Genomic DNA, 18169 nt, shown 5'->3' on the forward strand with positions numbered 1-18169 from the left:
AAGGAAGCAAAAATATAACGAGGCATGCAATGACCGTAATTCGCCAGCAGGATGTGATCAGCAGTGTTGCTGATGCACTCCAGTACATTTCTTATTACCATCCATTAGACTTTGTCCAAGCCCTAGAAAAAGCCTATAACCGTGAAGAGAGTCAAGCGGCGAAAGATGCCATTGCTCAAATCCTAATTAACTCTCGTATGTCTGCAGAAGGCCACCGCCCAATTTGTCAGGACACTGGTATTGTGACCTGCTTTGTGAATGTGGGCATGGGTGTTCAGTGGGACTCAACGGAGCTGACAGTCCAGCAAATGGTTGATGAAGGTGTGCGTCAAGCATACAACAACCCAGACAACCCGCTACGTGCCTCGGTTCTTATGGATCCAGCAGGTAAGCGAATCAACACTAAAGACAACACGCCTGCCGTTGTTCACATCAATATGGTGCCGGGCAACAAGGTTGAAATTCAAATTGCGGCGAAAGGCGGCGGCTCAGAAAACAAGACCAAGATGGTGATGCTTAACCCATCGGATGATATCGCTGAGTGGGTAGAGAAAACACTACCAACAATGGGCGCAGGTTGGTGTCCGCCAGGTATGCTGGGTATCGGTATTGGTGGTACAGCAGAAAAAGCGGCGGTACTGGCGAAAGAGTCTCTGATGGAGCACATCGACATTCAAGAGCTGATTGACCGTGGTCCACAAAATGCAGAAGAAGAGCTTCGCCTCGATATTTTCAATCGCGTTAATAAGCTTGGTATTGGTGCTCAAGGTCTGGGCGGTTTGACTACTGTAGTAGATGTTAAAATTAAAACAGCACCAACTCACGCCGCTTCTAAGCCAGTGTGCTTGATTCCAAACTGTGCCGCGACGCGTCACGTACATTTCACGCTTGATGGTACTGGCCCAGCTGATCTTCAACCACCTAAGCTTGAAGAGTGGCCGGATATCACTTGGGAAGCTGGTGCGAATACTCGCCGTGTTAATCTAGATGAAGTGACTCAAGAAGAAGTAGAAAAGTGGAAAACAGGTGAAACCGTTCTACTGTCAGGCAAAATCCTAACAGGTCGTGATGCGGCGCATAAACGCATTCAAGGCATGCTGCAAAGTGGTGAAGGCTTGCCTGAAGGCGTCGACTTCAAAGGCAAATTTATCTACTACGTAGGTCCAGTTGATGCTGTGGGTGATGAAGCCGTTGGTCCTGCTGGCCCTACGACTTCTACGCGTATGGATAAGTTTACCGATATGATGCTAGAAGAGACTGGTATCATGGGCATGATTGGTAAAGCTGAGCGCGGACCTGCAACAGTAGAGTCGATTAAAAAGCATAAAGCGGTGTACCTAATGGCGGTAGGCGGCGCGGCTTACTTGGTTGCTAAAGCGATTAAGAAAGCACGCGTGGTTGCATTTGAAGACCTAGGCATGGAGGCGATCTACGAATTTGAAGTAGAAGATATGCCTGTGACTGTCGCGGTTGACTCAAACGGTGCAAACGCTCACCAGATTGGTCCAGACACTTGGAAAGTAAAAATCCAAGAAATGGAAGACCAAGCTTAATTGTCACTGTTTAGCTTGTGAGAAATCACTGATTTAATTAGTGAAAATTTGACAAAGGTGGAGCGAATGCTGCACCTTTTGTCTATATAGTTTAGAGTTGTAACCCTAAGTCAGGAGTAAAAATGCCACGCTTTATTCAAATCTTACAGATCATCATCGCGGTGGTTATTGGTGCTTTCGTCGGATATGACCTTATTCTCCATGGCATCAGTATCTTCGATGAAAAGTATGTCACCATTAGCTGTGCTCTGTTTGTGCTGTTAGAAATCGCTCTGTTTGTCATCTACAAATTGATCGAGGACGACTAACGTTTATCGTTTTCGCTGATACACTAAGCCTCTGATTTTTATCAGGGGCTTTTTTGTTCATCTAGGATTAAGATTAGAGCCGCTAAGCTAACAGTGTGATTGAAACAAAGAGAACGTGAATGAAGCAAATTACTCAAGAAGTTAATGATTTACTTAGCCGTACTATGGACGCCCATGTTCGTATTGCCGTGACAGGTCTTTCTAGAGCGGGTAAAACCGCATTTATTAGCTCGCTCGTTAATCAGCTTCTCCATACTTCAACTCATGAAAATCTACCGTTATTTTCCGCAGCACGAGACAAAAGATTAGTCGGCGCCAAGCGTGAGCCGCAAACCAATATGCTTGTTCCGCGTTTTGCCTATGACGAGGCAATGCAGCATGTACATTTAGAACCGCCGATTTGGCCGGAACCCACTCGCGACGTGAGTGAGATCCGACTGGCGATAAAATATCGTCCGCAGAAAAAGACCAAAAAGTTGTTTGGCAGCACATCTACTTTGCACATCGATATTATCGATTACCCAGGTGAGTGGTTACTTGATTTACCTCTGCTTGATATGGACTTTCATCAGTGGTCGCAAAGTCAGTTCGAGGCTTTGAAAGGTAAGCGAAAAGAACTGGCTCAGCCTTGGCTAGAACGGCTCGAACAGATTGATTTAACTGCGGAGTTAGATGAAAACCTTCTTGCGGAAATATCTGAGCTTTACACTGAGTTTCTTCATAACTGCAAAGAGCAAGGCTTGCACTGGGTGCAGCCGGGGCGGTTTGTCTTGCCCGGAGATTTAGAAGGTGCCCCGGTGCTGCAGTTTTTCCCTTGCCAGTTTGAACAACAAAGCAAAGCAGAGAAAGGCTCTAACTTAGCCATGCTCAAAGCACGCTATCAAGAGTACCAGCAGAAAGTAGTTAAGGCGTTCTACAAACATCACTTTTCGACTTTTGACCGTCAAATCGTGCTGGTGGACTGTTTACAACCGCTTAATGCGGGCTATGAATCATTCCACGATATGCGTCATGCCCTAGAACAGATCATGCACAGTTTCCGCTATGGTCGAAGCAATATCTTGAAGCGCTTGTTTGCTCCTCGAATCGATAAGATATTGTTTGCCGCAACTAAAGCTGACCATGTAACGCCGGAGCAGCACACCAATTTGGTTTCTTTGCTCCAGCAGATGGTGCATCCGGCATGGCAAACCGCGTCGTACGAAAATATTGAAATGAACTGCATGACCATGGCATCGATACAGGCAACGCAAGCAGGCTTTATTAGTAAGGGCGACCAATCTTACCCTGCGATTCAAGGGGTCACTATGGATGAGCAAGCACTTACAGTGTTTCCCGGTGAAGTACCCAAAAAGCTGCCCGCTCAAGACTACTGGCATGAGAAAGGCTTCGAGTTTACTGCCTTTAGACCCCAACAATCTTCACCGGATGAGCCTTTGCCGCATATTCGTATGGATAAAGCACTTGAATACTTAATTGGAGATAAGCTGAAATGACAAACAGTGATAAAGCGCAGTTTAAACAAAAGCAGGTCTTCGATGATGCTTTGCACAGCGAGCAAGAAGACGTACAACCGGATCTAACGGCACATATGCACTTTCAGCAGTCCGAGCAATTCGTGCCTGTTGAAATCGATAATGAGCAGGAAGATACCGCTGCAGAAGCTGAGCTAGAGCAGGTCATAAGACCAAAATCAGGTTCTAAATGGCTAGCGACAACTCTGGTCGGTACATTTGCGGGTTTGGTCGGTTGGCAAGCGGTAGAAAATGTTGTTACGGCGGTTCAAAGCGCAGACTGGCTCGCCTTGGGTTGGTCAGGTTTTATCGCGACGGTTTCATTACTTGGTGTTGGTGCGATTGGCAAAGAATTGTTCAAACTACGCAGGCTCCGTAATCACTTCAGTGTTCAGGAACAAAGTGAAGCGCTCATCCATTCAGACAGTGTAGGGCAAGGCAAAGCTTTTTGTGAATCGGTAGCAAAGCAGTCTGGTATTAAGCGAGAATCACCGAGCTATGACCGTTGGGTGAACAGTATCAATACGTCACACAGCGACGCAGAAATCCTCGATATGTATGACGCTATGGTTGTTGCTGAGCAAGATAAAGTCGCAACAAAAATCGTTTCTCAACATGCAACGGAATCCGCCGCTCTGGTCGCTATTAGCCCACTTGCAGTGGCTGACATGATGCTAGTTGCTTGGCGAAATTTCAAAATGATCGATAATTTAGCCGAAGTGTACGGTGTCGAACTCGGTTATTGGTCGCGCCTGAATTTATTTAAAGCAACATTGGTCAATATGGCGGCCGCTGGTGCGAGCGAACTTGCGGTTGATGCCAGTATGGATCTGATGTCTATGGATCTGGCTGGAAAGGTTTCAGCTCGTGCAGGGCAGGGGTTAGGTGTAGGTATTTTGACTGCAAGGTTAGGTCTAAAGGCTATGGCGCTGCTTCGCCCAATTCCTTGGCATAAAGAGAGACAAGTTAAACTGGGGGCAATACGCAAGCGGATTGTAGAAAAAGTCGTCGCAATAACAATCAAATAGTGCGAATGTGAAGCAGGTAATATCTGTTTACTTGACGAGGATCTAGGCTTAAGGGAAACTACTGTCAACTTTTCGTGACACCTTATTTAAGGACTTATCCGTGCGTCTTGAAGTTATCTGTGAAGACAGACTTGGTCTGACTCGTGAGTTACTCGATATTCTTGCTTCTAAAAACCTTGATCTTCGAGGCATCGAAATTGATGTCTCTGGGATTATCTACTTAAACTGCCCTGATATTGATTTCGATACTTTTAGTGAATTGATGGCAGAGATTCGCCGTATTTCGGGTGTTAAAGACGTTCGCAAGATCCAGTTCATGCCAATTGAACGTCACAATAATGAACTGATCTCTCTTCTTAATAACCTTCCAGAGCCGGTATTAGCCATTGACCTAAAAGGTAATGTTGATATGGCAAACCATGCAGCACTGTCGCTGTTTGGTTGTGAAGAAAGCGAAATGATTGGCCACCTCATCACCAACTTATTGCCTAATTTTAATTTTGCCAAGTGGGCTGAAGGCAATATCGCGCGTCAGCGAGAAGAGATCGTGATCAGCGGGCTAGATTACACGATGGAAATCATGCCGGTATACATTTCGGATGAGACCAATGAGTCTGTGCTGGCAAGTGCGGTAATGATCATTCGCTCTACTCAAGAAAAACCGCTGTTTGACGACTCACTTCCTCTACACAATAACCTCGGGTTTGAACATTTTGTTGGCGTCTCTAACCGTCACAAAGCACTGATCAGTCAAGCGAAGAAACTCTCTATGCTTGATCAACCCCTGCTCATTCAAGGTGAAACTGGGACGGGCAAAGAGATGCTTGCTAGAGCGTGTCACAACCGTTCCCATCGAGCTGCGAATCCTTTCCTAGTATTGAGCTGTGCTTCAATGCCAGATGGTGTTGCTGAAACCGAGTTATTTGGTCACGCTCCAGGTTCGTTTAACCACGAGCAAGGCCACAAAGGGATCTTTGAGCAGGCGAATGGGGGAACGGTATTTCTCGACGAAATCGGTGAGATGAGCCCGCACCTGCAAATCAAGTTACTTCGTCTACTCCAAGATGGCACGTTCCGCCGTGTGGGTGAAGAAGATGAAATTCATGTTGATGTGCGCGTCATTGCGTCAACACGTCATCAGTTAGCGGATTTAGCCGAATCAGGTTCGTTCCGCGAAGACCTGTTCTACCGCTTAAATGTACTGACCTTGTTAATTCCACCGTTAAGAGAGCGTTCGAATGACATAGCGCCGCTACTGGAATTGTTTGTGGCGAAGTACGTTAAGCAGCTTGGCATCAATAAACCTTCAATTGATGAGACTTTGGTTGATCAGTTGGTGAGCTATCAGTGGCCGGGTAATATGCGTCAGTTAGAGAACATGGTGCTGCGCGCGTTAACAGAGGTGGAATCCGATACCCTGACCGCGGATTTGTTCCACTTACCGCAACTTGAAAGTGCACCTTCAAATGCACCAACCTTGAATTTAGATGGTTCGTTAGACGAAATTATGAAAGAGTACGAATCTCAGATACTTGAACGTCTTTATCAATCTTTCCCATCAAGTCGTAAGTTAGCTAAGCGCCTTAACGTGTCTCACACATCCGTGGCGAATAAGCTGCGTGAATATGGAATTAGAAAAAACTAAATGGAAAGAATTAGCACTCCCACGTCAGTTTATGAAGTGGATGACGACATTGTACTTCGCACCGCGGAGCCAACTGATGGTTACTTAATCTCTGAGTATTTTATTGCTAACCGACAGCACCTTAAAGAGTGGGAACCGAAGCGTGAAGAGGGCTTTTTTACGTTATCAGGCTGGACACAGAAACTGATTAAGCTCAATGAGCTACACAGAATGGGACTTGGTTACTATCTGTTGATCATCGACAAAGAGAGCAATGAAATGTTGGGGACGGTGTCGTTTAGCAACATCTCTCGTTTTCCCTTTCATGCTTGTAACGTTGGCTATTCCTTGGCAGCGAATGCACAAGGCAGGGGAGCGATGACACGCGCCCTTAAGCTTGCTGTGGACTACATGTTTAAGGTGCAGAATATCCATCGCGTAATGGCGAGTTATATGCCGCGCAATCATCGCAGTGAGGCCGTTCTTGAACGTGTCGGTTTTACCAAAGACGGCTTTGCCAAAGATTACTTACTTATCAATGGAAAATGGGAAGATCATAATCTAACGTCGCTCATTAACCCAAATTGGAAGGATGTGTAAACGTGGAGAGATTAGAAAAGCAGCTAGCTTTGCTTATGGAGCTTGACCAACTCAAATCGGTGTTAAGACGTACGCGGGTAAAAAGTGCCGAAGGACGTTTAGAAAACAGTGCCGAGCACAGTTGGCATGTTGCTTTAATGGCAATATTAATGGAAGAGCATGCTAATGAGCCCGTTGATATCGCCCGGGTAGTGAAGATGCTGCTACTCCATGACGTTGTAGAAATTGATGCGGGTGATACCTTTGTTTATGATGTTGCTGCAACCGCTGAACAAGAGCAAAAAGAACTCGATGCTGCTCACCGCCTGTTTGGCATGCTACCCGAAGAGCAGGGGCAGTCGCTATTACAATTGTGGTTAGAGTTTGAATCTGCGCAATCCGCCGATGCAAAGTTTGCAAAAGCCTTGGATAGAATCATTCCTATGCTGCTCAACTACCACAATCAAGGGCAAAGTTGGCAAGAGCATGGTGTCACAAGGCACCAAGCTTTGACCATTAACCAAAAGATTGAATTTGGCTCGCAGGCACTGTGGGACAAAGCGCAACAAATTATCGACGACGCCACAAATAAAGGTTGGCTAAAAGCGTAATGCTTTAAGAGGAAAATTAATGTCTTACCTAACTTTGGATGAATACCAAAGAAAATGGATTTTCACCCATCAATCTATGCCAGTGCCAGAAGAGGATTTGGCGGCGATCAAGCCAATGACACAGGCACGTGCATCTCAATTGTGGAAAGAGAACATTAGTGCGCAAAGCCCGGACGCCGATCGTTTAAGTTCGAGTGACTGGCCGATGAAAGAGTCTAACTGGAAACAGGAAGTTGACTGGATGGTGGCTTGGGAAGCGGATGATGAAGCGATGCCTCCTGAGCTGACAGAGTTTATTGATTGGCAAGATGATGTGACCGTGTATTTTTGCTACGAAAAGTACAACGTCATCGAAACGAAATGGTCTGTGTTTAAAAAGCATTGGAAAAACTTCTTATTCTACGATGATGGGCCGATCTTAATCGGGCGTCGCCGAAAAGAAGCGCTGTGGTTTGATACAAAAGGTACAGTCAAACTAGGCTTTAGAAACTAACTTCTAAAACATTAGAGAGCGGCATTGCCGCTCTTTTTTATGAGATCTGTATCATATTTTACCTTGCTGTCTATACTTTCCTTATGAACGTGATGAAGCGGGATAAGTCATGGAAGACAAAATAATCCAATCCGTTATAGAAATTACTGAGCAGAGGAACTCTGTATCTTTAGGCCATTGTCTTGTTGCCACACTCTTTGAAATGATCCCCGCCGAGTCCATCGAATTAACTTATTTCATCAATGATACAGCACGCACAGTAGCGAAAGTGACCCGCTTAGGGGCTGAAAATGAATTTGATTGGGTTTATGACTTTGTTTCTTTTTACAGTGGAAGTAGAAACCACCTCAATCAAACCGCAACCGTTGCTAGAAATGCGCTTGATCGTTATGTTTCTACTCACCCGGTGCCGGTTTCTGAAGACAGTTCAGCTGAACTTGTGGTTGTACTGCATGAATGCCCAACAAACTATGAACTGCTCATTGATGGCTTCGCGAAAATCTATCGCAATTATCTTGTCGTACTGCACGATAGCGAGCGAGATAAGCTGACGGGGCTGTTAAACCGAAGGACATTAGAAGAACGTTTGGCACGCAGCTTTAATGTGATGCCGGATACGCCCGTTGAAATTACAGCATGGGTTGCCATCATCGATTTAGATCACTTTAAAGACGTTAACGATCGCTTTGGTCATATGATTGGTGATGAAGTTTTACTGATGTTTGCTCAGCAAATGAGCAACTACTTTACCTGCCATGAACAACTATTTCGTTTTGGCGGAGAGGAGTTCGTTGTATTGTTGCCCCAACAAACACAAGAAGATTGCCTCTCCACATTGGAAGGTTTTCGTCGTCATATTGAGGCATTTCGTTTTCCCCAAGTGATTAACTTAACTTTCAGCTGTGGTGTATGTGGCATAACGCCCCAAGAATATTTACCAACCATATTGGATCATGCGGATAAAGCTTTGTACTACGCCAAAGATAATGGTCGAAACCGAGTGCATTTCTTTGATGCGAAGTTTCTTGTTAACAGTCATGATCGTCAAGATGACATCGAACTCTTCTGAATGATCAATTTGATCATACTAACTTTAAGAAAAGTAAAGATTAAAACCATAGTATTTATGTGACTTTTAGCCCAATAATGTGTCTATTTTTTGCGACAAATGTGTATTTTGTTATCATTAGTTTGATAAATGCTTCTAACACTTATTTTTAAAACACTAGAGTCTTAGGGAAAAGCAGTGGCTTTAAACGTATCTCAACTTCGTGACGATTTTTATGCACATCTCAGCGCCGTGCAGGCGTATGCACTTCCGCAAACAAAGCCAACCTTGTCTTTGCTTACTGATGAAGAACTAAGAGAATTGGAAGCATGTTGGATAGCGCTTTCCGTGTGGAAAAACCAACAAGACTAATTGCTTAACCTAGTAAGATAAGATTCAGTAACCTCGATAACTAAGTTCTCGAGGTTTTTTATTGCCTCAGTGTTAAAATGTTATATTATAACATTTTGTGATCTAATCATTGAAAAGATGAGTAATAGTCCCCATAGTTAAGTTCATAGCGGAGCATTTTATGAATGCAGCGACAGATATAATAAAGACAGAGATTCAAGTGAGTAAAAATATGGCGGAAGTAAGAGCCAGAGTCGACTTCAAAGTAGGTACAAAGAGTAACATTGATGCGGAGCTACTTTCCTTTCACGGTTTGAAGACTGATAAAGAGCATGTTGCCGTTATCTTCAAACAAGCGGATCAAACCCAAGCGACACCACTTGTCCGCATGCATTCTGAATGTCTCACTGGGGATGTATTCCACTCATCTCGCTGTGATTGTGGCGAGCAGCTAGATGAAACCATCAATCGTATGGGCGAATCTGGCGGTATCATTTTGTACCTACGACAAGAAGGTCGCGGCATTGGTCTTTATAATAAGATTGACGCCTACAAGCTGCAAAGTGAAGGTATGAACACTTATGAAGCAAACAACCATCTAGGTTTTGGCGATGATCTGCGTGACTTCACGGAAGCGGCGCAGATGTTAAAAGCCTTAGGTGTCGATAAGATTCGCTTAGTAACAAATAACCCGAAAAAGATTCGCGACCTTAAAGAACACGGCATACAGATTGAAGAGGTTGTCAATACTCTAGCCCACGTCAAAGATGGCAACGAGAACTACCTTAAAGCGAAAATATCACACGGAAAGCATAATCTTGACGTGTAAGCCATTGAGCTACCTATGTTGATAAAAGCCTCACTTTTGTGAGGCTTTTTTGTTTCCTGCTTGCAAAAAAATTGTAAGTTTGTATTATTCGGAATTAATAGTGCAAATGAGAATAATTAGCACTAATAATAAAGAATAATTATTAAGCTCAACAAGGATGCTTTTTCAATGAATGTAAAATCTCTATTAGCTCAATCGGTAGCAGCTTCACTACTTATCGCTAGCGGCTCAGCTTTCGCGGCAAATGTAACCAAAGAACAAGTGGTTGAGCACTATGCTGATGTTGCTCACGCAGTTTTTGCTGACGCCCTTACAACAGCTAAGGCTCTGGATAAATCTGTAGAGTCATTCCTAGCTAACCCAACAGCAGCAAAGTTTGAACAAGTGAAGCAAGTATGGCTTGCATCTCGCGTTCCTTACCAACAGTCTGAAGTATTCCGTTTTGGTAACGCGATCGTAGATGATTGGGAAGGCCAACTAAACGCATGGCCTCTAGATGAAGGTCTAATTGATTACGTATCTTCAGATTACCAATATGAACTTGGTAACGAAGGCGCAAATGCAAACATCGTTGCTAACCAAAAGCTAACCATTGGCGCTTCAACGCTAGATGTTGCGAAAATCACTCCTGAGCTAATCGCAGACCTAAACGAAGTGGGTGGTTCAGAAGCGAACGTTGCTTCAGGTTACCACGCGATTGAATTTCTACTATGGGGTCAAGATCTAAACGGTACTAATGCTGGTGCAGGCCAACGTGCGTACACGGACTTTGTTGTTGGTGCAGAGTGTACAAATAACAACTGTGACCGTCGTGGCGAGTTCCTTAAAGCGGCAGCAGAGCTTCTAGTACAAGATCTAGAGTGGATGGAAAAGCAGTGGTCTTCTGATATTAAAGGTAACTACCGTGAAGAGCTTCTAAACGAATCGGCAGACAATGGTCTTCGTAAGATGCTATTTGGCATGGGTTCTCTATCTCTAGGTGAGCTTGCGGGCGAACGTATGAAGGTTGCTCTAGAAGCAAACTCAACAGAAGATGAGCACGATTGTTTCTCTGACAACACTCATAACTCTCACTACTACAACGAGCAAGGCATCTACAACGTTTATACAGGTATCTACAAACGTGAAGATGGTACGCTACTTTCTGGCCCAAGCATCAACGATCTTGTGGCACAAAAAGACAAGCAAGCGGCAAAAGAGATTCAAAAGCAGTTTGATGTAACACGTGCTCAAGTAGGCCAACTTGTGACTTCAGCTGAGAAGAAAGGTCAGCACTTCGACCAACTTATCGCAGCGGGTAACACGCAAGGTAACGCACTTGTGAATGAAACGATTATGTCTTTAGTTGCTCAAACAGCTCAGATTGAGCGTGCAGCTAAAATTGTTGGTATTAACAGCTTAAATCCAGATACAGCTGACCACGAGTTCTAATCCAGAACGAACAAAAAACAAAGGGCTCAATTGAGCCCTTTTGCCGTTTCTTATTAGCGGTGTTTTTGAGAATTATTCCCATTTAAAATGTCGGGTTATTCCCTTTTTTGAGAGTCCTCGTATGAAGTTGTACACGAAAACTGTCCTAGCAAGCCTTCTCGCTATTAGCGCCTCTTCTGCCATTGCCTATGATGTTAAATCGGGTGGCGGCACATCCGTCAAAAAAGAGGGCGCGAACGCTTTCTCTCTTCCTGCTGGAAATCTACCTATGTCTAAGCGTTTGGATTTTAGTGTAGGTAATAGCTTCTTCCGTAACCCTTGGGTACAGGCTCCAGCATCGACGGATGCGCGTGATGGTTTAGGGCCTCTTTTTAATACCAACGGTTGTCAAAACTGTCACATCAAAGATGGTCGCGGACATCCACCAGAAGAAGGCGACATTCACGCGGTTTCCATGTTGGTGCGTTTAAGCATTCCAGCCATGACGCCAGAACAAAAGGAAGCCTTTATCAAAGATGGCGTCATTCCTGAGCCGACCTATGGTGGTCAGCTACAAGATTTTGCACTGCAAGATCAAACTCCAGAAGGTACGATCGAAATTTCCTATACTGATGTCCCGGTGACATTTGCTGATGGAACTGTGGTCACGCTACGTAAACCTGACCTAGCGATTACGAACCTTGGCTACGGAGAGATGCATCCGGATACGCAGATGTCGGCTCGCGTTGCACCACCTATGATAGGTTTAGGTCTTCTTGAAAGCATTCCAGATGAAACATTGAAAGCTTGGGCAGACGAACAAGACAAGAATGGCGACGGAATTTCAGGCAAGGTCAATGTTGTTTGGGATGTACGTGCTAATGATTTTGCCATTGGCCGTTTTGGCTGGAAAGCGGGACAACCAAACCTAATGCAGCAAAATGCCGCAGCATTTAATGGGGATGTAGGCCTAACCAGTAACTTGTTCCCCAACGAAAACTGTACCTCTAAACAGACTATCTGTGATGATCTCCCTAATGGTGGTTCACCTGAAGTTAGCGACAATATTCTTGATTTTGTCGAGTTTTATTCTCAGCACTTAGCTGTGCCAATTCGTCGTAATGTCGACAAACCAGAGGTGAAGCTTGGCCAAGAACTGTTTGCTAAAGTTGGCTGTGATAGCTGCCATAAAACCAATGTGAAAACTGGCAATCGCGAAGGCTTACCTGCATTGTCTAATCAAACCATTCATCCTTACTCAGATATGTTGCTGCACGATATGGGGCCGGGCTTAGCGGATAACCGCCCGGAATATCTTGCTAATGGTCAAGAGTGGCGAACTCAGCCACTATGGGGTATTGGTTACACTAAAGAAGTCAATGACCACACCTATTTCTTGCACGATGGTCGAGCGCGCAACCTAATGGAAGCTGTGCTTTGGCATGGCGGTGAAGCAGAAATGGCAAAACAGAAAGTGTTGAAGTTTAACCAGAAAGAGAGAGATGCACTGATTGCTTTCCTCAACTCTTTATAGGATTCAATGATGAAACAAAAGCATTATGTATTAGCAGCCGCGGCTGTAATCGCTATGAGTGGTTGTCAAACTTCACAACCAGAAGACGCACAGCCACAAATCACCAATCATCTTAGCCAAGGTGTGTATGAAGTAGAATTTACATCAGCGTACGCCTTTAAGAATGAATCAGCTAAGTTGGCACGGTCTGTTTCAGGCTACTGCGCTTCTAATTCTGATCTGAACATGGTTAAAGAGCAGTGGCATCAAACCATGCTTGCGTGGATGGCGTTGCAAGGGCAGGAACGTGGGCCAGAATCGGCTTTGGCGCAAAGTTGGAATATTCAATTTTGGCCAGATAAGAAAAACACCACAGGTCGCAAGATGAGCAGCCTGATCAAGCAACCTAAGGCTTGGACTCAGCAAGATATTGCTCTTCAGAGTGTGACAGTTCAAGGTTTGGGCTCTATTGAGTGGTTGCTGTATGACAAAGCATCAAACCTGACGGGGAATCCACAGACGTGTGAAACGGCCCAAGCTATTAGCGCTAACATTGAGTTGAATGCGGGAAAAATCGCCCAAGCGTGGGTAACGAACCCTTGGGTCGGTCTTGATGAGAAACAGTGGGAATCGGAGTATATCGCACTGCTATCGAATCAGCTTGAATACAGCATGAAAAAGATGAGCCGTCCGCTGGCTAATTTTGGCAAGCCACGTCCGTACTTTGCTGAGTCATGGCGTTCAGAAACTTCCATGCAAAACTTGAAGGCAAATGTTGAAGCGATGCAAGCACTCTATTTTGCCAATGGAAAGGGTTTAGACGCGTTGTTGCGTGAAAAAGGCAAAGCGACGCTAGCAGACAGCATTTCCAATCAGTTTTCGATGACAGTTGAAACTTGGCCAAGCGACGAAAGTCTGTTCGATATGTTGCAAACCAAACAGGGCTACCAGAAGGTTTACTCACAGTATAACAAGCTAGAACAGCTTAAGTATTTGATCCATGAGGAAGTCGCGATTGAATTGGGCGTCATTATAGGGTTTAACGCAACCGATGGTGACTGATAACACAAGACGTTCACTACTAAAAGCCGCTCTTTTGGGGGCGGCTTATCCGTTGGCTGGCTGTGTTTCGACGTCGACGCAAAGCGCTACGCCAACGTTAATTGGTTGTTCAATCTCCGGCCGCGACCGTTTTAATGCGGTCGTCGCCGATCAAAATGGGTTGCCGATTCGTCAAGTGCCGTTGCCTGAACGTGGTCATGGTGTTGCTTCGAATGCAGCGCTAAGACATGCCGTTGCTTTTGCACGCAGGCCAGGTACTTATTTCCAAGTGTTTGACTATCAGACAGGGGAGTCAATAAAGCTCAGACCTGCCGATAATAAACGGCATTATTATGGTCATGGTGTGTACTCCAATGACGGAAAATGGCTCTACGCGACCGAAGGTGAGCGGGGGACAAGCCGAGGTATTATTGGTGTTTATGATGTCATAGCAGGGTATGAAAAGGTTGCGGAGTTTACTGGGTTCGGTTTAGGGCCTCATGAAGTGATTGTCATGCCAGATGATTCACTCGTGATAGGGGTGGGTGGTGTTCATACCAATGGAAGAGCGCCACTCAACCTAGATTCAATGACCCCGAGCCTGAGTTATCTTGACCGTAATGGAGAGTTGGTTGAACAAGTGGGTTTGAGTGACCATAAGCTGAGTATTCGCCACTTAGCGCATGATGGATCTGAGACGGTTTTGTGTGGTCAGCAATACCGAGGAGAGCCTGACGAGTATCCTTCTCTACTTGCGATGCATACCAAAGGAGGTGAGTTAGTCTCACTTCAAGCGGAACCAGAACAGTGGGCACGTTTTAATCATTACATTGCAAGTATCGCCGCAACAGAAGACTGGATTCTAGCCACGTCACCTCGCGGTAATTGCTACGGTATTTGGTCTAAACATACCCAACAGTTAGTCGAGCTTTCTCCATTGCCTGACGCTTCGGGTGTTGTAGTGCAAGGCGAGACCTTTAAGGTCAGTTCGGGAGCAGGGGGAGTCGTTAGCCAACGCCAGCCTGGTGATAAGCAGGTCGTCCGCTCTGGAATCCAGTGGGATAATCATTGGTCGATAATTAGTTAATAAATCGAACAAAAATAGAGAGACCGACAAAAGTTTCAAAAACAAGTCATACTCACGGTCTTGAACTCTGCCATACTTTATATTCTGAGTATGGCGGAGGGCAAAGCAATGGGAAAATGGACTTGTTGGTTGTTAGTGTTGTGCCTTGCGCCTTCGACGACCTTTGCAACACAGTACTTTAACCAAATCGGTTGGCTTGAGCCTGACAGTCAACTGCATCGCTTACTTCAATATCCCGCTGTCGTCGAAGATATATACCGCAACAATGATTCTCAGATGATCTGGTTTGATCTTCAGCAAAGCAGCAAGCTGGAGTTTCAACTCGAAGTCATTCATCACGCCAGTTTTAGTTCTCTGTTTTCCCGTCAACTTAGTTATTTGCAATTCTATCGTAAGAGTAACCGTTGGTTTGAATATGATGTACTGGCAACGGACACATTGCTTCTCTACCTCAGCTATGCGGAGAACTCTATAACCAGCGGTAATAAATGGTTCTTTGACAAGAAGATGGCTCATAGCTTACCACTGCCACCAAACAGTTCACTGATTGCTACTCATCGCGCAATCGCACAGCAATCATTAGGCGATCTCATTGACCGTTACACCCCTGACTCTGCTGATTACCAATATCTGATCGATACCTACCTCCACCTAATCAAGTTTCAGAAGCTGGATACCCCCTTGTACGCGCAACAAGGGTTAAAGCAAGTCGGAGACAAACTCACTAATAGAGAGGCTTTGCTTCAACGATTGGAAGTTGTCGATGTTGACCTGATCGATGTCAGAAAGGATGTGACTTGGTTTGATAGCACACTAGAGACCGCCATTAAACAATTTCAAAGACTGCATGGCCTAAAGGAAGATGGCATTATTGGCCCTGAGACGATTAAGTGGTTAAACCTACCCATAGAAAAGCGCTTGTCGACACTCGCTATCAATGCGGAGCGGATTCGATACTGGCCAAATCAGCGTGACACCATCATCGTAGTGAATGTACCAAGCTTCGAGATGAAGTACTGGGCGCAAGGGGAGCAACTGTTTGAATCGAAAGTGGTGGTGGGTCGTAAAGGTCGACCGACACCTGTTATGAATACAAAATTAGACTCACTTATTTTGAATCCAACCTGGAATGTACCGTGGAAAATCATGGTGGAAGATATAATTCCAAAAGTGAAGGAAGACGTTGAGTATCTCACTCGTCAAAATATTAAGATTGTGCCTAAATGGGGTTCTAGCGAGGTGATTAATCCTGAAGAAATTGATTGGGAGAATCTAAGGCCGAGTTCGTTCCCGTATCGAATGACACAGTTGTCGGGTAATGCCAACGCGTTGGGGCTGTATAAATTCAATACGCCGAATCGACGTGCCATTTACCTTCATGATACACCGAGCAAAGGGTTATTCGATGAAACGCAAAGGGCATTTAGTTCAGGGTGTATCCGAGTAGAGAATGCGGACCTCTTTGCGGTGACACTGCTTGAGTCTCAAGGACTAAACATGGAAGAGGAAGAAATAGCGCAAGAGAGTGAGCCAGTAGAGCCTATACCGAATCAATCGATTCCGCTAAAAAGCCGTATCCCGGTACATATCATTTATCAAACGGCATGGTATGAGGAAGGGAATGTCCACTACAGGGAAGATATTTACCGCCTAGACAGATTTCGTTACACAAAGGGCTAGAATTGACAGACTCTTTACGTTTATTTTCCAAAAACAATTTTATTAATAGGTTCAATAGTTAAGCAAAAAATAGCGAATACAATGCGACTTTGAGCATGTTTTATGCATTTGCACTTCACAATAGAGTTCGGTAGTGTCGCCGTTTGACACGTTAGGGCAACAAGATTGTGAAGGAAATTTAAAGTGGCATTATCCCGACGAGATTTTATTAAGCTGGCCGGAAGTGGTTTAGTCGTAGCGAGTTGCGCACCAAGTGTGGCTTGGGCATCTTATCCTGATCAACCTCGCTCATTAGCCTTAACCAACCTACATACCCGCGAAGCGCTTGAAACGTGTTATTTCGATGGCAGCAACTATATCGACAAAGAGCTTGGTCGTTTAAATCATCTATGCCGTGACTTTAGACGCAACGAAGTGCACGCAATGGACAAGCGCTTGTTCGATCACATCAGCCAAATTCAAAAAGAACTTGGCGTCGAAGCTGAAGTACAGATCATCTCTGGTTATCGTTCGCCTGCAACAAACGAGGCGCTACGCGGCAAGTCGAGCGGTGTGGCAAAGAAGAGCTACCACATGCTAGGTCAAGCGATAGATTTTCGTCTAGACGGAGTTAACCTAAAACAAGTTCGAGATGTCGCACGTGAGCTTAAGTTTGGCGGGGTGGGCTATTATCCCAAGAGTAACTTTGTTCACATCGATACAGGGCCAGTTCGCTACTGGGCGTAAACTTCTTGTTCAGAGTTGTCAAAATGGCGGGCAAGTGTCATAGTTCAGCCAGTTTAGATTTATATCAAGGTTAAGCTATGTCACTTAAGTACCAAGTCGTTCCTGTTACTTCTTTTTCTCAGAACTGTTCCATTGTTTGGTGTGATGAAACCATGGAAGGCATTGTCGTTGATCCCGGTGGTGATGTTAAACAGCTAGCAATGCTGATCAAAGAGCTTGGTGTGAAGGTTGTTAATCTTGTTTTAACTCACGGTCACCTCGACCATGTTGGCGGAACAGAGCCTTTGTCTCGTGAGTTAGGTGGTGTGGAAATCGTCGGTCCTCATAAGGATGATAACTTTTGGCTACAAGGCCTAGAGGGGCAGAGCCAGATGTTTGGCTTCCCACTAACAGAAGCTTTTGAACCAAACCAATGGCTAAACGATGGCGATCAAGTCACGTTTGGTAATCAGGTTATGGATGTTATTCATACGCCGGGTCACACGCCAGGTCATGTGGTTTTATTTAGTGAGGAATCTAAGCTCGCTTTTGTTGGTGATGTTCTGTTTAACGGCTCTGTTGGTCGTACTGATTTCCCTAAAGGTGACTTCGATACTCTGATTGCGTCGATTAAAGGTAAGTTATGGCCACTAGGTAGTGAAGTTCGCTTCGTGCCAGGGCACGGACCTGAGTCAACCTTTGGTCGTGAGCGCGCATCAAACCCATTTGTAGCCGATGAAATGCCTCTGTATTAAACAGTAGAAATGAGACTTCGAACTAGGCCACTTTTTGTGG

18 protein-coding genes are annotated in these 18169 nt (G+C 45.0%); all 18 read left to right on the forward strand.

Annotated elements, in window-relative coordinates:
* Window positions 1–29: 29 nt before the first annotated feature.
* The gene (locus AC5O63_RS10120) at window positions 30–1553 is read left to right on the forward strand and encodes a fumarate hydratase (RefSeq protein WP_004746176.1); all 1524 of its coding nucleotides are present in this window, start codon (window positions 30–32) and stop codon (window positions 1551–1553) included.
* Window positions 1554–1675: 122 nt separating this feature from the next.
* The gene (locus tag AC5O63_RS10125; protein ID WP_004746177.1) at window positions 1676–1861 is read left to right on the forward strand and encodes a hypothetical protein; all 186 of its coding nucleotides are present in this window, start codon (window positions 1676–1678) and stop codon (window positions 1859–1861) included.
* 119 nt (window positions 1862–1980) lie between these two features.
* A complete protein-coding gene (locus AC5O63_RS10130) occupies window positions 1981–3357 on the forward strand; it encodes a YcjX family GTP-binding protein (RefSeq protein ID WP_494504864.1) in 1377 nt (458 codons plus the stop codon).
* Window positions 3354–4403, forward strand: a complete 1050-nt coding sequence (locus AC5O63_RS10135; RefSeq protein WP_494504865.1) for a YcjF family protein — start codon at window positions 3354–3356, stop codon at window positions 4401–4403. The genes AC5O63_RS10130 and AC5O63_RS10135 overlap by 4 nt, the downstream gene beginning before the upstream one ends.
* Window positions 4404–4503: 100 nt before the next feature.
* Window positions 4504–6048, forward strand: coding sequence for a transcriptional regulator TyrR (gene tyrR, locus AC5O63_RS10140; protein ID WP_171321443.1), 1545 nt, complete (start codon window positions 4504–4506; stop codon window positions 6046–6048).
* Window positions 6049–6627: a ribosomal protein S5-alanine N-acetyltransferase gene (gene rimJ, locus AC5O63_RS10145; RefSeq protein ID WP_494504866.1), complete on the forward strand. Its 579-nt coding sequence runs from the start codon at window positions 6049–6051 to the stop codon at window positions 6625–6627.
* 2 nt (window positions 6628–6629) lie between these two features.
* Window positions 6630–7217, forward strand: a complete 588-nt coding sequence (locus tag AC5O63_RS10150) for an HD domain-containing protein (protein ID WP_272785179.1) — start codon at window positions 6630–6632, stop codon at window positions 7215–7217.
* Between the two features lie 19 nt (window positions 7218–7236).
* Window positions 7237–7710 (forward strand): DUF2947 domain-containing protein, encoded by a 474-nt coding sequence (locus AC5O63_RS10155; RefSeq protein ID WP_494504867.1) that lies wholly within the window; start codon window positions 7237–7239, stop codon window positions 7708–7710.
* A gap of 109 nt (window positions 7711–7819) precedes the next feature.
* Window positions 7820–8779: a GGDEF domain-containing protein gene (locus AC5O63_RS10160; RefSeq protein WP_494504868.1), complete on the forward strand. Its 960-nt coding sequence runs from the start codon at window positions 7820–7822 to the stop codon at window positions 8777–8779.
* Between the two features lie 177 nt (window positions 8780–8956).
* The gene (locus tag AC5O63_RS10165) at window positions 8957–9130 is read left to right on the forward strand and encodes a hypothetical protein (RefSeq protein ID WP_004746185.1); all 174 of its coding nucleotides are present in this window, start codon (window positions 8957–8959) and stop codon (window positions 9128–9130) included.
* 160 nt (window positions 9131–9290) lie between these two features.
* Window positions 9291–9938, forward strand: a complete 648-nt coding sequence (locus AC5O63_RS10170; protein WP_038197419.1) for a GTP cyclohydrolase II — start codon at window positions 9291–9293, stop codon at window positions 9936–9938.
* A gap of 168 nt (window positions 9939–10106) precedes the next feature.
* Window positions 10107–11369 carry an imelysin family protein gene (locus tag AC5O63_RS10175; protein ID WP_494504869.1) on the forward strand — a complete coding sequence of 421 codons (1263 nt, stop codon included), beginning with the start codon at window positions 10107–10109 and terminating at the stop codon, window positions 11367–11369.
* A gap of 121 nt (window positions 11370–11490) precedes the next feature.
* A complete protein-coding gene (locus AC5O63_RS10180; RefSeq protein WP_494504870.1) occupies window positions 11491–12882 on the forward strand; it encodes a di-heme oxidoreductase family protein in 1392 nt (463 codons plus the stop codon).
* Window positions 12883–12891: 9 nt separating this feature from the next.
* Window positions 12892–13923 carry an imelysin family protein gene (locus AC5O63_RS10185; protein ID WP_494504871.1) on the forward strand — a complete coding sequence of 344 codons (1032 nt, stop codon included), beginning with the start codon at window positions 12892–12894 and terminating at the stop codon, window positions 13921–13923.
* Window positions 13913–14989: a DUF1513 domain-containing protein gene (locus AC5O63_RS10190; RefSeq protein ID WP_494504872.1), complete on the forward strand. Its 1077-nt coding sequence runs from the start codon at window positions 13913–13915 to the stop codon at window positions 14987–14989. Before AC5O63_RS10185 ends, AC5O63_RS10190 begins: the two co-directional genes overlap by 11 nt.
* Before the next feature lie 108 nt (window positions 14990–15097).
* Window positions 15098–16669, forward strand: coding sequence for a L,D-transpeptidase family protein (locus AC5O63_RS10195; protein ID WP_494504873.1), 1572 nt, complete (start codon window positions 15098–15100; stop codon window positions 16667–16669).
* A 183-nt stretch (window positions 16670–16852) separates the two neighbouring features.
* Window positions 16853–17395, forward strand: a complete 543-nt coding sequence (mepK, locus tag AC5O63_RS10200; protein ID WP_171321463.1) for a peptidoglycan L,D-endopeptidase MepK — start codon at window positions 16853–16855, stop codon at window positions 17393–17395.
* 77 nt (window positions 17396–17472) lie between these two features.
* A complete protein-coding gene (locus AC5O63_RS10205) occupies window positions 17473–18129 on the forward strand; it encodes an MBL fold metallo-hydrolase (protein ID WP_004743871.1) in 657 nt (218 codons plus the stop codon).
* Window positions 18130–18169 lie beyond the last annotated feature (40 nt).

Source organism: Vibrio sp. SCP2, assembly GCF_059295395.1.